We start from the raw sequence: 14,501 nt of genomic DNA on the forward strand, positions 1-14,501 counted from the left end.
CCCTGCGTGCCTCAGCTGAGGAAGAGCTTGCGCAGCCGGGCAGTGGTGAGAATAAGGCCCGCGACGATCATCACCAGGTAATACCCGATATGCACCAGCAGACCCCAGCCGATCGCTCCCGCACCGAGTTGCCGCAGCAGTTCCACGCCCTGCCATAGCGGCAGCGCTTGAATGATCCACTGCACCGGCTCGGGGTACACCGAAAGCGGGAAGAACGTCCCGGAGAACAAGAAGAGCAGCAAGGTGATGAAGCTGATCCATTCCAGACCCTGGAAGCTCTTGATGAAACTGGTCAGGGCCATCCCGAAGCTGGCGAAACCGAAGGCGATCAGCGCCGAGGCCGGGATCATCATCACAGCCCACGGCGAAGTGATCAGGCCCAGCATCGCCATCACCGCGGTGAAGCCGCTGGCATAGATCGTCCCGCGGAGCAGGGCCAGGAAGATATCTCCCAACGCCACGTCCAGCGGGCCCAGCGAGGTGTTGAGGATACCCCGGTACAGCTTGGAGATCCGCATTCGGAAGAAGACGTTCCAGGTGGAGTCGTAGACTGCGCCGTTCATCGCCGACGTAGCCAGCAGCGCGGGTGCGATGAATGCCGCGTAGCTCATCTCCTGGCCGCCCGGCCCGATCACAGTGCCGACCAATGCGCCCAACCCCACACCCAGCGAGAGCAGATACAGCACAGGCTCCAGGAAGCCGGCGACCACGATCGCCCATCGAGTGCTCCTGGTCGCCAGTAAGCCGCGGGCCACGATGGACCTGGCGTTACCGGAATACAGCCCGGCCAGTGGGCCGCGCCGCCGGGCGATCCGTTCGGCGGCGCGGGAGGTGACTTCTTGGCCCGATGGCTCCGGGGCGAGTTCTAACCGGCTCATGCGGACAGCCTCCGCGTGTACATCCGCTGGGCCAGGGCCCATCCGGCACCTGCCAGCACCACCAGATAGGCCAGATGCACGACGATGAGCCAGCCCGGTATCGGGTAACCGAAGCTGAGCCAGCGGCCTAGCTCGGTGGCGTGCCAGAGCGGAGAGATCCAGCCGATCCACTGCAGACCCCAGGGCAGCTGGCTGAGCGGGAAGAACGTCCCGGAGAACAGGAACATCGGGGTGATGACGAACCGGCCGATCAGCGCGAACTGGCCGGCATCTGTTTTCAACGTCGCAGACCAAGCCATCAGCGGAAGGCCGAAGGCCAGGGCCGCCAGAACCGCGGTGAGCACGGAGGACCAGCCCCAAGGGCTCGGCGCGGCACCGAAGAGCACCACGATCAGGTAGTAGAACACCGTCGGCAGCAGCACCCGCAAGAACGTGGCGATGATATGCCCTTGCGCAATCTGCCCCGGTACCAGCGGTGAGGCCTGCGGCCCGTAGTAGAGCCTGCGCCATTTGAATCCGCCGAGCACGGGGAACATGAACTCCCCGGCAGCAGACATGATCGCACTGGAGGCCACGAGGGCAGGGGCGATGAAAGTCTGATAGTTCACCCCGGCGAACTGGTTCTCGGCGCCGCTGTCGATCAGCGTCGCCAACCCCATGCCCATGGCCAGCAAATAGGCCAGCGGAGATCCGATGGAGTACGCAATGATCGAGCCCAGCCAATTGCGCTGCTGACGGAGCACCTGCTCGGCAAAATACCAGCTACCCCGGTGTTCTGCCCGCCGGGCTGATTCTTCCGGATCGATCGGCATAGCCGGCCGGGTTGCCTGCGGCTCAGTCAATGAGACTCCTCCCGGTGAGGCGCAGGAAGACGTCCTCCAAAGAGGATCGCCGGATCAGCGAGGTCAGCGGATGCAGCCCGCGCCGGGCGGCTTCCTCGAGCACTGCTTCACCGCTCTGGGCATAGACCAGAACCCGGTCCGGCAGAATCTCAAGACGTTCGCCGATATCGGCCAACTGCTCAGCAGCCCCGGCGTTCTGCGTGGAACCGAAGCGCAATTCCGCCACTTCCCTGGTGGAATACTCTCGGATCAGGGCAGCCGGAGAGCCCTCCGCCATGATCCGGCCCTGGTCGACGACGACGAGTCGATCACAGAGCTGCTCGGCCTCATCCATATAGTGCGTGGTCAGGATCAGCGTAGTGCCGGCTTCCTTGAGCCGGAAGAGCCGGTCCCAGAGAATGTGCCGGGCCTGCGGGTCCAGCCCCGTGGTGGGCTCATCGAGCAGCAGTATACGGGGCTCGTTCACCAGCGCCCGGGCGATGGTCAACCGGCGCTTCATGCCACCGGAGAGGTCATCGACTTTCGCTTTTGCTCTCTCGCTGAGCTGGGCGAACTCCAGCAGCTCAGCGGCCTTGGGCTTCAAGTAGCTCATCGGCAACCCGAAATACCGCCCGTAGACGATGAGGTTATCCCGGACTTTCAGTTCCTCATCCAGATTGTCCTGCTGCGGCACCACCCCCAGATGAGCCCGTACCTGGGGCCATGCTGATCCGGATCCAGGCCCATGATGCTCAGCTCGCCGGCGCTGCGCTGGGAGACCCCGCCGATCATCCGCATCGTAGTGGACTTACCGGCGCCGTTAGGGCCCAGCAGCCCGAAGGCCTCCCCCGGTGCCACCTCGAAGCTGATGTCGTCGACAGCGGTGAAATCCCCATAGCTCTTGCGGAGATTCCGGGCAGAGATCACCGGAGCGGAGGATTTCTGTGAAAAGGGCACCCGCCCAGCCTAATCGCAACGGCACGTAGAGATAAGTCAAACCTTATCTACTACTTGATATCTCTTCCGCTGACCTCACCGCTGCTCTGCTGTTGCCTGGCCCTTCGTCGTTTCCGAGGCGAGCTGCGCCACCTTGGCCCCTTCCACATCGACATCCGGCAGGATCCGATCCAGCCAGCACGGCAGCCACCACGCCGACCGGCCCAGAAGCCGCATCGCAGCCGGAATCAGAGTCATTCGGACCACGAAGGCGTCGATCAAAACGCCCAGGGCGAGGGCGAAACCGAGCGGCCGGACCATCGTCAGATGCGAGAAGATGAAGCCGGCGAAGACGCTCACCATGATGATCGCCGCGGCCACCACCACGGTGGCGGCATGGCTGAATCCAGTGCGCACAGCCTGCCGAGCATCCTCGCCGTGTACGAAGGCCTCCCGCATGCCGGAGACGATGAAGACCTGGTAGTCCATCGCCAGCCCGAAGAGCACCCCGATGAGAATGATCGGCAGCAGCGAGAGCACCGCACCGGGGTTCGCCACCCCGAAAATCTCGCCGAGCCAGCCCCACTGATACACCGCGACAACGGCGCCGAAACTCGCCGCGAGGGAGAGCAGGAAGCCGCCGGTGGCCAGCAGCGGCACCAGGATCGAGCGGAATACCATGAGCAGCAGCACCAGGGACAAGCCGATAACCACGGTCAGATACAACGGAAGCGCTTCCCCGAGTTTGGCGGAGACATCCACATTGGCCGCGGTCTGCCCGGTGAGCCCTATGCTCACCCCGGTCTCCGCTTCGATCGCGCTGTTCTGGGCACGGAGATTCTTGATCACCTGAACCGTCTCCGCGCTAGCCGGCCCCTCCTCCGGAATCACCTGGAACGCGGCCACCTGCTGATCCTGGCTCAGCGCTACCGGCACCGCCGCGACGACTCCGGGAACCGCACCCAAGTCATCTGCAACATCGAACTGCTTGCTCTGCGCTTCTTCCTGACTGAGGCCGGAAGGGAGCTGGCCGACGACGACGATGGGGCCGTTCGCGCCCGCGCCGAAGTTCTCCTCGGTCAGCCGGAAGGCCTCATAAGAACTCGACCCCACCGGCTCAGAACTGCCGTCCGGCAGTGCAAGACGCAGCTGAGTCGCGGGAAGCGCGACCAGCCCGAGCACCGCGACACCGGCCAGCAGCGTGATCACCGGATGCCGGGTCACCAGGCCGCCCCAGCCTGAGCCCTGCGGGCGGTGGGTCTTCGCTTCGACCTGCTCTGCCTGCTCGCCCGGATGGGCTTCGGCTCGCCGCCAGGCGCGGCGCGAGATCAGCCTGCGGCCAATGAGGCTGAGCATCGCCGGGGTGAGCGTCAGCGCGATGAGCACCGCGATCAGGACGGTGGCGGCCGCGGAAAGACCCATGATCATCAGGAAGGGCAGCCCGGAGAGCGTCAGTGCCGCCAAGGCAATGACCACGGTGAGCCCGGCGAAGAGCACGGCGTTTCCGCTGGTTCCCGTTGCCGTGGCGATGGATTCGCGCACAGGCATCCCGGCGAGCAGCTGTTGGCGGTGTCTGTTGATGATGAACAGCGAATAGTCGATGCCCACGGCGAGGCCGATCATGAGCCCCAGAGCGGGGGTTACCGAATTCATCTCGATCAAGCCGCTGAGCGCCAGCGTCCCACCGATGCCCACCGCGACACCGATCACGGCCATGAGCAGCGGCAGCCCGGCGGCGACCAGCGTGCCCAACATCACCAGCAGGACTACCGCCGCGATGACGATGCCGATGATCTCCGCGACGCCGAAGATCTGGGAGACGTCCTCGGTGATCTCTCGGGAGAAGAAGACGTTCAGCCCACCCCCGGCTTCGGAGACCGCCTGGCTGAGCATGTCCTGAACTTCCTGGCGCACCGAGGAATCGAGGTTGAACAGGGGCTGGGTGAACTGGATCCGGGCCAGGGCCACGGTGTTGTTCTCCGAGACGAAACGCAGGCCATCACTGAGCCGAAGCTGCTGCGCGGCGGTATCCAGCTCCAGGCGCTGAGCGTTCAACTGCGCCTGAGCAGCCGCCCAACGGGCCTCCCCTGCATCGTACTGAGCCTGTTGCGCGGAGAGCTGGGCCAGCTGCGCGTCCGGCACCGGGACGCCGGCGTCTTGGGCTTGACTCACTTGCCCCTGAGCCGCATCGAGCTGAACCTTGGCGGTATCGAGCTGAGCGCGGGTCTGCTCGAGTTGAGTCTCGCCCGCGGCCAGCTGCTGACGGCCGTCGGCGAGCTGAGCCGGCCCGTTATCCAGCTGCTGCTGTTGCTGGAAGGGGTCCACGGTGCTCTGCACGTAGTCCTTGGCTTCGAGCTCGGTGAGGGCCTGTGCGACGGCGTCGCGCTGGGCTTGGGTGAAACCGTCCGGGGATTCGAACACCACCCCGCCGCTGCCGCCTGCGGCCTGCGGTAGCTCGGCTTCGAGCTTATCGAGCATCTGCTGGGTCTCGGTTCCCGGAATCTGGAAATTATTCGTCAGCTGCCCCCGGAATGCCGCGGCTGAGGCCCCAACGGCCAGTAGGATGATCAGCCATGCGGCGATGACCGCCCAGCGGTAGGTGGCCGCGAATTTACCGAGCCGGTAGAGCACAAAAGCCATGGTCTTCTTCTTTCAGGTTCAGGTCTTCAGTGGGGCTGACGACGGTTGAAAGGGGTCAGGGCGAGGCCGGGCTCTCCTGGAACCCATGACCTAAGTAGTCGATAGCACGGATCAGCAGTTCCCGTAACTCGGCGAGCGCAGCAGCATCGATGCGCTGGCCATTTCGGGCAGCCCAGATCTCCATCGCAGCTTTTCCGCAGGCCATCACGCTGGCGACCAGGGCTCTGGTGTAGAGAGGATCCTGATCGGGGGCGATGCGCTCCTGCGCGGCTGCGATGATCTTCTCGGTGCAGTTGGCCCAGACTTCGAGCTCGTAGCGCTCCAGAACCCGGTGCCAGCCGGCTAGCTCATAGACCTCTGCAATCGTGGAGAGGTACATCGGGTCCGCTAGCGCGATCAGGGCCTGTTTAGCCGATTCCAGCGGTGCTTCGTCAGCCGGGCGCTGCCGGAACTTGTCGATCACCTGGTCCAGGAAGTCCTCATTCAAAGAAGCGATCGCCGCTTCGGTCGAGGGGAAGTAGTTGAAAAACGTCCGGCGCGAGATCCCTGCTGCCTGCGCCACCTGGTCCACCGTGAAGCTGCCCAAGCCGTGTTCCCGGAGCAGATCCAGGGCGGCCTGCGCGATAGCCTGGCGGGTCGAGGCTTTGTTCAGCTCGCGCCGGCTAAGTTCTGCTCCTTCCTGAATCATAATGTCTACACTAAGTGCAACTTTGCACTAAGTGCAACTATTCTCGATGCGGCCTTCCAGTTTTTGATGCCTTCCGTGACTTTTGATACCGGTCTGCGACCATCAAAAGTCACGGAAGGCATCAAAAACGGTGCGGCTCAGGCGAGGGAACGCTGCGCCGCCTGAACCACATTGCGCATGAGCAGCGCCCTGGTCATCGGCCCGACGCCGCCGGGATTCGGCGAGACCCAACCCGCAACCTCGGCTACCGCAGGGTCCACATCCCCGAGCAGCCGGGGTTTGCCCGTGGCCTCATCCCGCTCCCGGGAAACCCCGACATCGAGCACAGCCGCACCCGGTTTGATCTGCTCGGGCCTGATCATATGCGCCACCCCGGCGGCGGCGATCACGATATCGGCCTGCGCCAGATGGCCGGGGAGATCCACGGTGCCGGTGTGGGTCAGCGTCACCGTGGCGTTCAACGCCCGGCGGGTCAGCAGCAGACCCAGTGCCCGACCCACGGTGACCCCGCGGCCGACGACCACCACGTGCTTTCCGGCCAACTCGATGTCATGACGCAGCAACAGCTCGATGGCACCCACGGGAGTGCACGGCAGCGGAGTCTCGATTGGGCCATTGACATTGAGCGCCAGGAGCCCCAGATTCACCGGGTGCAGACCGTCGGCGTCCTTGGCCGGCGCAATCCGCAACAGCACCTGCTGCTCATCCAGATGCGCAGGCAGCGGCAGCTGGACCAGGATCGCGTGCACCGCAGAGTCCGCGTTGAGCTCATCGATCACCGCCTCCAGCTCCTGCTGCGTGGTCTGCTCCGGAAGCTCCCGCTCCGCCGAGACCAGGCCGAGCTCCTGGGCGTCACGATGCTTCATCCGCACATAGGCCTGGCTCGGTGCATCCTGCCCCACCAGCACCGTGGCCAAGCCCGGAGTCACCCCCCGCTGCGCCAGCTCGGCTATCTGCTCGGTCAGCTCGGACTTAACCTCAGCTGCAATTTTTCTTCCATCGAGGATCTTGGCCGGCATATCTCATAGCTCCTTGAAATGGCCGTTACAGGCCGGGATACAGCGGAAAATCAGCGGCCAGTTTGCTGACCCGACCCCGCAGGCTCTCGATATCCGCGGCGCGGCCTTCACGCAGCGCCTCGGCGATGATCTCGGCCACTTCGGTGAACTGCTCATCGCCGAAGCCGCGCGTAGCCAGCGCAGGGGTGCCGATCCGCAAACCGGAGGTCACCATCGGCGGGCGTGGATCGAAAGGCACGGCATTGCGGTTCACGGTGATCCCAACCTCATGCAGCAGATCTTCGGCCTGCTGGCCGTCCAACTCCGAATTCCGCAGATCCACCAGAACCAGGTGCACATCAGTGCCCCCGGTCAGCACGGAGACTCCGGCAGCAGCGACATCGGGCTGATTCAGTCGCTCAGCCAGAATCCGGGCCCCGGAGATCACGCGATCCTGCCGCTCCCGGAATTCTTCGCTCGCCGCAGCTTTGAAAGCCACCGCTTTGGCCGCGATCACGTGCATCAGCGGGCCGCCCTGCTGGCCGGGGAACACATTGGAGTTGAGCTTCTTGGCCCAGCGGTCCGCATCGGCGGCCAGAATCAGCCCGGATCGCGGCCCGGCGAGCGTCTTATGCACGGTGGAGGTGACGATATCCGAATGCGGCACCGGATTAGGGTGCAGACCTGCTGCGACGAGGCCGGCGAAATGCGCCATATCTGTCCAGAGCAGAGCACCGACTTCATCGGCGATCGCGCGGAAGGCACCGAAGTCCAGTTGCCGCGGATACGCCGACCAGCCGGCGATGATCACCTGCGGGCGCTCGGCTTTCGCCTGCTCCCGGAGCTTATCCATATCGATCCGGAAAGTCTCCGGTTCCACCTGGTAGGCGGCGACTTCGTAGAGCTTTCCGGAGAAATTGAGTTTCATACCGTGAGTCAGGTGCCCGCCATGGGCCAGGGAGAGACCCAGGATCTTGTCACCGGGCTGGATCATCGCGGCGAGCGCGGCGGCGTTGGCCTGCGCCCCGGAGTGCGGCTGCACATTGGCGTAGCCAGCGCCGAAAAGCGCCTTGACCCGGTCGATAGCGAGATTCTCGGCGACATCGACGTATTCGCAGCCGCCGTAATAGCGGCGCCCCGGGTATCCTTCCGCGTATTTATTGGTCAGCACCGAACCCTGCGCCTCGAGCACCGAACGCGGAGCGAAGTTCTCCGAGGCGATCATTTCCAGGGTTGCCCGCTGGCGGCCCAGCTCATCATCGAGAACCTGAGCTATTTCCGGATCGAATTCGGCCAGCGGCTGGTTAGTAAGCAGTTTGTGGGTGGAAGAGGCAGAAGAGACGGATGACATCGGCAGCTCCTGGGTCGGGTGGATTCTCATGGTCAGGTTATCCGCTCAGAGCCGTAAGTCACCAGCTAAATACGCAGATACCCAGCTCCGTGCCGAGTTCTCTGGCTGGAATAGGTTCCAGCCAGTCATCGTTTCGGTGGATATGTACCAGGTGATCGTGATCGGCGCGGGCCAAGCAGGGCTCTCCGCGGCGTATCACCTCCAGCGCAAAGGCCTGCGGCCCGCGGAGGATTTCCTCGTGCTCGACAGCAACTCGGGCCCCGGTGGGGCTTGGCGGCATCGCTGGCCGTCGCTGACGCTGGGTGCAGCCCACGGTATTCATGATCTGCCGAGCTTCCCTCTGAGCACTGTTTTCCCTGAAGGGCCGGGAAGCAAACGCCCCGCCTCCGAAGTGGTCGCGGAGTACTACGCCGCTTTCGAAGCCGAATACGATCTACAGGTTCAGCGTCCGGACCGGGTGCTCTCCGTGTCCGCTGAAACTCCGGGCGCACACAGCCCGCTGACCGTTCGCGCTGGAACCGAGAGCTTCGCGGCATCACTCGTAATCAATGCCACCGGGACCTGGGACAAGCCGTACTGGCCCTACTACCCGGGAGCCCCGGGGTTCATCGGAAGGCAGCTGCACACCCATGACTTCCGTTCCGCAGCTGAATTCACCGGCCAGCGGGTGCTAGTAGTCGGGGGCGGCACCTCAGCCGCGCAGTTCTTGCTGCAACTGCACGATGCCGGGGCGCAGACTGTCTCGTCGACCAGGCGGGAGCCGCATTTCACACCGCGGACCGACTTCGTGGAGTGGGGCCGGGATGTGGAGCGGAAGGTCAATGCCCGCACCAGTGCAGGATTGCCACCGATCAGCGTGGTCGGAGCCACCGGGCTGCCTTTGACACCGGAGTATCAGCGCGGCATCGATCAGGGAACGCTGATCTCCCGGGGGCTGCTGGATCGTTTGGAGCGGCAGGAGGCGGTGTTCGCGGACGGCAGCCGAGAAACGGTCGATGCAGTGCTGTGGGCCACCGGGTTCCGGGCCACCCTGGATCATCTGGCTCCTTTGCGGCTGCGTGAGCCAGGTGGCGGAATTCGGACCGATAGCGCAGGCGTCGGGGTGGCCAAGGAGCCTCGCCTTCTGCTGGTTGGCTATGGTGCTTCGGCGTCGACGCTGGGAGCCACCCGGGCGGGGCGCTCTGCGGCTCTTTTGACTTTGCAGCGGCTCAGAGCCCCGGTGCACGACGATCTGCCCGTACGCTAAGACTCATGAACACCGCTGTGGATTACATCCTGACGCTCTCCTGCCCGGACCAGGCAGGTATCGTTCACGCCGTCAGCGGGGCTCTCGCCGACTGCGGCGGCAACATCCTGGAATCCCAGCAATACGGCCGGCCGATGGACGGATCGCCGACTGGGTCAGAAGCGGGCGATGCGCCGAGCCGGTTTTTCATGCGGGTCAAGGCGAGCGTCAGCGCCCCGGAGGCTCGGCTGCGAGAGGCGCTCGGCACAGTGGCGGAATCCTTCGATATGGACTGGCAGCTGCACCGCAAGGATCAGCCTTTGCGCATTCTGGTCATGGCGTCCCGGGAGGCGCACTGCCTCAACGAACTGCTCTTCCAGCAGCAAAGCGGGCAGCTGCCGGTGCAGATCCCTGCGATCGTCTCCAATCATCCTGATCTGGCGGGCCTCGCTGAGTTCTATCGAGTCCCTTTCCACCACCTTCCGGTGACCCCGCAGGGCAAACCCGATGCCGAAGCGGCCCTTCTGCGGCTCGTCGCGGAGCACAATGTTCAGCTCGTGGTGCTGGCGCGGTATATGCAGGTCCTTTCGGACGATCTGTGCCAGCGCCTGAACGGACAGGCGATCAATATTCACCATTCTTTCCTGCCCTCGTTCAAAGGCGCGCGCCCCTACGCGCAGGCGTATTCCCGGGGCGTCAAGCTGATCGGAGCCACCGCGCATTACGTCACCCCGGATCTGGACGAGGGCCCGATCATCGAGCAGGAAGTCGTCCGGGTGGGTCACGCCATGACCCCGCCCCGGCTTGCCGCTCGGGGTCGCGCGGTGGAAGCCAGCACCCTGGCCCAGGCGGTGCGCTGGCATGCCGAGCACCGGGTACTGCTGGACGGCAACCGCACCGTTGTCTTCGACTGAAAATTGATCAGCTCTGCCTGCTAGGCCATTTCGGAGCAGCCCGGCCGGGGCAATCCCCTTACAAACCAGGGATGATTTTCATAAAAACATACTCAATCGTTTTGACCGTAGCTGGAGAGCATTGGTATAAATAAACAGCTACACTTATGGTGCAGCTTATGGAAATCACAGTAAAGGTTTCGCCCGTCAGGTTATTAAAAGGTCTGCGCGCATGGGGTGCATGCAGATCCAGGGAGGGACATACTGATATTGAAATAGTTGGGGAACTGAAGAATCATTGGGGAAAATAGGGGGCATCGATAAAGTTCTTCTGGAAACTTTATCCGGGGCGCGTTGAGAGAATTTACTCTCAGTCAACACATCAGTCAGAGCCTTGGAATGCTCTGCATATCCGAAAAATATCGGGCATGCACCGAGGTGACCGAGCATCGGAAACGGCCGATATGTCGTGCCTCTGAAACGCTGCGCATAAAACCTTCCGGTGGGGCACTCCTCGTCAGCAAGGTTTTGATGCACCGTTTCCAGAATTTATCCAGACTGCTTAGAGCAGACCATGCGGGTATGGTCCATGCCCGGTGAGTGAAGCACCTGCTGAAAAACGCTTCACCGTCTCCATCATGGCTTCTTCAATCATGTCTGAAATTATCGATGTGCCACAAAAAACTTCCTTCCCATGCTTCAAAACATTAAATTGGGGGAATTAAAGTTGAGAGCATTCTCGAAATTATCGTTCCTAGGCGCGGGCATACTCACCACTTCTTTACTTGCGCAAGGCGGCCTGGTGGCCCAGGCGGCACCAGAACAGGCCGCACCAGAACAAGCCAGCACCGGCGAGAGGTATCCTCTCGCCAAGACCGTCAACATCGACGGCAATGCGCTTTACGGCGCATCGGGCGGCAGCATCATCAAAATCGACCTGCGCACAGGAGCGCAGCAAGAGGTCGTCGCCAGCAGGCAGCCCAACCGCACCTGGGCCACCAATCTCGGCGTGGGGCCCGATGTCTCGACTCCGGGTAAGTTGGCTTTCTACAGCAGCGCCTACCGCGGCTCCGATAAAACCTCTGTCTTCCGCGTAAAAGATCAGAGCAATTACATCGAGAACACCGGTGATGCCCGCCAAGTCTCGCGCGCATGGGGCGGCGGTGCGGTCAGCGCGGATGGCATGTACTGGCAGGGAACGAACCTGCTCACCACCGGCAAGACTCAGATCAGCCGGTACAACCCGGTGACCAAGCGCACGGAGATCAGCGGAAACCTCCGGGCTCCCAGCAGCGACCGGGTCTGGAACAGCTGGAAAGGAAAGGTCGCCCCGGACTACACCTTCGATGATCAGGGAAATCTCTACGCCCTGGTCTCCTACTGGTTCAGCACATACCTCTACAAGTTCGATGTGGAGAACTTCTCCGAGAACGCTGTGGTCCCGGTTTCCCGGGTGACCGAGGTCAAGGGTTTGCCGAAGCTCGCGAAGCGCTATTACGGGCTCGCCTGGAACAACGGCAATTGGTACACCGGCCAAAGCAACGGGAACATCTATAGGATCAACTCCTCCGGCACAGCCTCCTACTTCACGAAGATGATGCGACCCAGCGTGAAGGGCTCCTACCTACTGGAGGACCTCGCCTCATCCCCCGGCCCCGGGCCGGAGCCAGCGAAGATCGACGTCGTGAAAGAATCCTCGATTCCGGCCGGAAGCATCGTGGGTACCGGAATGCGTATCGACTACACGCTGCGTTACACCAACACCGGCGGTTCCGCGGGAAGTGTCAATGAGTTCGACGACATGTCCGACGCACTCGATGACACGACGCTCGCAGCTCGCCCGGTCAGCAGCGATTCTGCACTCGCGGCGAGCCAAGTGGACTCCTCCGGCCGCTTCACCATCAGGGGAACCCTGCAGCCCGGGCAGACCGTCACGGTCCGCTATGCCGTCACCGTGAAACCTGAGGGCCAGCGCGGCAACGACCTCGTCGTCAACTTCGTGCTGCAGGACGGCACCGCGGTTCCACCACGATGCACGGCCGAGCTCAGCAGCAGATGCATCGAGACCCGCGTGGGCAAAGCGATCAACGGCTGAACCGCGTCAGCATCAGCTGATTGAGCAGCAACCGAGGGGCGGGCGAAACAGATTTCGCCCACCCCTCGGTCGTAGGACCGATAAGTCCGTAGGATAGGCTAGACGGATGGCTCCGCTCCATGAATTCGCAGACGCTTGCCCGCAGCTCGCCGACGATGTCTTCCTCGCGCCATCCGCGAGCGTTATTGGCCAGGTCACAGTAGGCGCTGGCTGTGGCATCTTTTACGGTGCCGTAGTGCGCGGCGACAGCAGCCAGATCTCTATCGGCGAAGGCAGCAATGTGCAGGACAACGTCGTCATCCACGCCGATCCCGGATTCCCCGCGCGGATCGGCAACGGGGTGAGCATCGGGCACGGGGCGATCGTCCATGGCTGCTCGATCGCCGATGACTGCCTGATCGGCATGAGTGCGACCGTGATGAACGGGGCCATCATCGGCACCGGTTCGCTGATCGCCGCTGGGGCGGTGGTTCTCGAGGGCACCGAGATCCCGCCGAGATCCCTGGTCGCCGGGGTGCCCGCCAAAGTGCGCAGGCAGATCAGCGAATCAGAGTTGGACGGAATTCGACAAAACGCGATGCGCTACCGCGAACTCAGCGCGCAGCACCGAGGGCATCAAGAGCGCTGAAAGAACCATCAGGAGGCCAGGGCAGTGACGATATTCATCTCGAATCATTACTTTCAATTCTTGACGGCAAATATTCAGCTAGTGCACTCTTACTGATATGTCCGCCGACACTCCCGTAGCCGCAGCGCCAGGCGCGCTCAGTAGCCCTGGATCGCAGACTGCGCTCCGGGAGCGGAACCGGCAGCGCATCATCGCGGCCCTGCTCAACTCCGGGCCGCTCACGCAGGCCGAGCTTTCCCGGCGCACCGGCTTGTCCAATGCCACAGTCTCGAACCTGGTGCGGATCATGAGCGATTCCGGCCTTGTCTCCACCGAGCCGACAACCAGCTCCGGGCGCCGGGCAACATCGGTCCGGCTCAACTCCGACGGCACCGTGGCGGTGGGCATCGATATCGGCCGGAGTCATGTACGCGTGGTGCTCGCCAGCATGGATTACCGGGTGGTCGCAGAGCGCTCGAAGCTGCTGCCCCTCGGTCACTGCGCGATTGACGGCGTCAATGCAGCCGCCGCGCTGATGGACGGATTACTCGAAGAGCAGGGCCTGAGCCGCCAAGCCGCCCTCGGCGCCGGCATCGGCATCCCTGGGCCGATCGACCGGCGCAGCGGCACGGTAGTGCAGGGTGCGATCCTGCCGGAATGGGTGGGCATCAACATCCTGGAGCTCTTCGAACAGAATCTGCAGCTGCCAGTCCAGGTGGACAATGACGCCAATCTGGGCGCCCTGGCCCAGGTGACCTGGGGCCCGCACAGCGATGTGAGCGATCTGGCGTTCGTGAAGATCGGCACCGGCATCGGCGCGGGGCTGATCCTCGGCGGTTCACCGTACTACGGGAACATCGGGGTCACCGGGGAGATCGGGCACGCCACCATCGTGGAGCACGGGCAGGTCTGCCGCTGTGGAAATCGTGGCTGCCTGGAGACCGTGGCCTCCACCGCGGTCATGATCGAACTGCTCTCCAGAGCTATGGGCGCCACCGTGAGCATCGAGGAGATCCTGCGCTTGGCCGCCCGCCGAGATGCCGCGACCCTGCGCGTTATCGATGATGCAGGCCTTGCCATAGGCCAGGCGATGGCCACCGTGGCCAATCTGCTAAACCCCCAGGTCTTCGTAGTGGGCGGCCCGCTGGCCGAACTCGGCGAAACCTTGATGGAGCCGATCCGGCGCAGCTTGATCCGCCATTCAGTGCCCACCGTCGGCGAGACCACACAGCTCCTCGCCTCCTCTCTGGGCAACCGGGCCGAAGCCCTCGGCGCGGCCGCCTTGGTGCTCCAGCAGCACGGCCTGGGTCAGAGCGCACCCGCACGCCGCAGCTGAATTCAGCGCGCCGCCCTGCAATATTCGGTGCGA

At 63.3% G+C, this 14,501-nt stretch carries 11 protein-coding genes and 1 pseudogene; 5 read left to right on the forward strand and 7 right to left on the reverse strand.

What is annotated here, in order from left to right; genetic code table 11:
- Nucleotides 1-11: 11 nt before the first annotated feature.
- The 7 genes and pseudogenes from C501_RS0106470 to glyA form a co-directional block, all read right to left on the reverse strand.
- On the reverse strand, nucleotides 12-878 hold the full coding sequence (locus tag C501_RS0106470) for an ABC transporter permease (protein ID WP_018134815.1): 867 nt from the start codon (nucleotides 876-878) through the stop codon (nucleotides 12-14).
- Nucleotides 875-1,690 carry an ABC transporter permease gene (locus C501_RS0106475; RefSeq protein ID WP_018134816.1) on the reverse strand — a complete coding sequence of 272 codons (816 nt, stop codon included), beginning with the start codon at nucleotides 1,688-1,690 and terminating at the stop codon, nucleotides 875-877. The genes C501_RS0106470 and C501_RS0106475 overlap by 4 nt, the downstream gene beginning before the upstream one ends.
- Nucleotides 1,691-1,712: 22 nt before the next feature.
- Nucleotides 1,713-2,656 (reverse strand): annotated as a pseudogene (locus C501_RS12715) (ABC transporter ATP-binding protein).
- Nucleotides 2,657-2,731: 75 nt separating this feature from the next.
- A complete protein-coding gene (locus C501_RS0106485; RefSeq protein WP_018134817.1) occupies nucleotides 2,732-5,275 on the reverse strand; it encodes an MMPL family transporter in 2,544 nt (847 codons plus the stop codon).
- Between the two features lie 55 nt (nucleotides 5,276-5,330).
- The gene (locus tag C501_RS0106490; RefSeq protein ID WP_018134818.1) at nucleotides 5,331-5,963 is read right to left on the reverse strand and encodes a TetR family transcriptional regulator; all 633 of its coding nucleotides are present in this window, start codon (nucleotides 5,961-5,963) and stop codon (nucleotides 5,331-5,333) included.
- Nucleotides 5,964-6,100: 137 nt separating this feature from the next.
- Nucleotides 6,101-6,982 carry a bifunctional methylenetetrahydrofolate dehydrogenase/methenyltetrahydrofolate cyclohydrolase gene (locus C501_RS0106495; RefSeq protein ID WP_018134819.1) on the reverse strand — a complete coding sequence of 294 codons (882 nt, stop codon included), beginning with the start codon at nucleotides 6,980-6,982 and terminating at the stop codon, nucleotides 6,101-6,103.
- A gap of 25 nt (nucleotides 6,983-7,007) precedes the next feature.
- Nucleotides 7,008-8,312 carry a serine hydroxymethyltransferase gene (gene glyA, locus C501_RS0106500; protein WP_026174687.1) on the reverse strand — a complete coding sequence of 435 codons (1,305 nt, stop codon included), beginning with the start codon at nucleotides 8,310-8,312 and terminating at the stop codon, nucleotides 7,008-7,010.
- 142 nt (nucleotides 8,313-8,454) lie between these two features.
- On the opposite strand from glyA, the gene C501_RS0106505 reads away from it, so the two are divergent.
- The 5 genes from C501_RS0106505 to C501_RS0106525 all read left to right on the forward strand — a co-directional run bounded on the left by C501_RS0106505 (nucleotide 8,455) and on the right by C501_RS0106525 (nucleotide 14,468).
- Nucleotides 8,455-9,558, forward strand: a complete 1,104-nt coding sequence (locus C501_RS0106505) for an FAD-dependent oxidoreductase (RefSeq protein WP_043568448.1) — start codon at nucleotides 8,455-8,457, stop codon at nucleotides 9,556-9,558.
- A 5-nt stretch (nucleotides 9,559-9,563) separates the two neighbouring features.
- Complete coding sequence (purU, locus tag C501_RS0106510; protein WP_018134822.1) at nucleotides 9,564-10,451, forward strand: formyltetrahydrofolate deformylase; 888 nt, start codon at nucleotides 9,564-9,566, stop codon at nucleotides 10,449-10,451.
- Nucleotides 10,452-11,232: 781 nt separating this feature from the next.
- Nucleotides 11,233-12,525, forward strand: a complete 1,293-nt coding sequence (locus C501_RS0106515) for a DUF7927 domain-containing protein (RefSeq protein ID WP_018134823.1) — start codon at nucleotides 11,233-11,235, stop codon at nucleotides 12,523-12,525.
- A 106-nt stretch (nucleotides 12,526-12,631) separates the two neighbouring features.
- Nucleotides 12,632-13,153: a gamma carbonic anhydrase family protein gene (locus C501_RS0106520; RefSeq protein WP_018134824.1), complete on the forward strand. Its 522-nt coding sequence runs from the start codon at nucleotides 12,632-12,634 to the stop codon at nucleotides 13,151-13,153.
- A gap of 97 nt (nucleotides 13,154-13,250) precedes the next feature.
- Entirely contained in the window at nucleotides 13,251-14,468 is a 1,218-nt protein-coding gene (locus C501_RS0106525; RefSeq protein WP_018134825.1) for an ROK family transcriptional regulator, read from the forward strand.
- The last annotated feature ends 33 nt before the right edge of the window (nucleotides 14,469-14,501 follow it).

The sequence above is a fragment of the Acaricomes phytoseiuli DSM 14247 genome, assembly GCF_000376245.1.
In the GTDB taxonomy this organism is placed as follows: Bacteria; Actinomycetota; Actinomycetes; order Actinomycetales; family Micrococcaceae; genus Renibacterium; species Renibacterium phytoseiuli.

Coding starts and splice junctions, on each gene's coding strand:
- C501_RS0106470 (WP_018134815.1), bottom strand. CDS start 878: ATGAGCCGGTTAGAACTCGCCCCGGAGCCATCGGGCCAAGAAGTCACC.
- C501_RS0106475 (WP_018134816.1), bottom strand. CDS start 1,690: ATGCCGATCGATCCGGAAGAATCAGCCCGGCGGGCAGAACACCGGGGT.
- C501_RS0106485 (WP_018134817.1), bottom strand. CDS start 5,275: ATGGCTTTTGTGCTCTACCGGCTCGGTAAATTCGCGGCCACCTACCGC.
- C501_RS0106490 (WP_018134818.1), bottom strand. CDS start 5,963: ATGATTCAGGAAGGAGCAGAACTTAGCCGGCGCGAGCTGAACAAAGCC.
- C501_RS0106495 (WP_018134819.1), bottom strand. CDS start 6,982: ATGCCGGCCAAGATCCTCGATGGAAGAAAAATTGCAGCTGAGGTTAAG.
- glyA (WP_026174687.1), bottom strand. CDS start 8,312: ATGTCATCCGTCTCTTCTGCCTCTTCCACCCACAAACTGCTTACTAAC.
- C501_RS0106505 (WP_043568448.1), top strand. CDS start 8,455: ATGTACCAGGTGATCGTGATCGGCGCGGGCCAAGCAGGGCTCTCCGCG.
- purU (WP_018134822.1), top strand. CDS start 9,564: ATGAACACCGCTGTGGATTACATCCTGACGCTCTCCTGCCCGGACCAG.
- C501_RS0106520 (WP_018134824.1), top strand. CDS start 12,632: ATGGCTCCGCTCCATGAATTCGCAGACGCTTGCCCGCAGCTCGCCGAC.
- C501_RS0106525 (WP_018134825.1), top strand. CDS start 13,251: ATGTCCGCCGACACTCCCGTAGCCGCAGCGCCAGGCGCGCTCAGTAGC.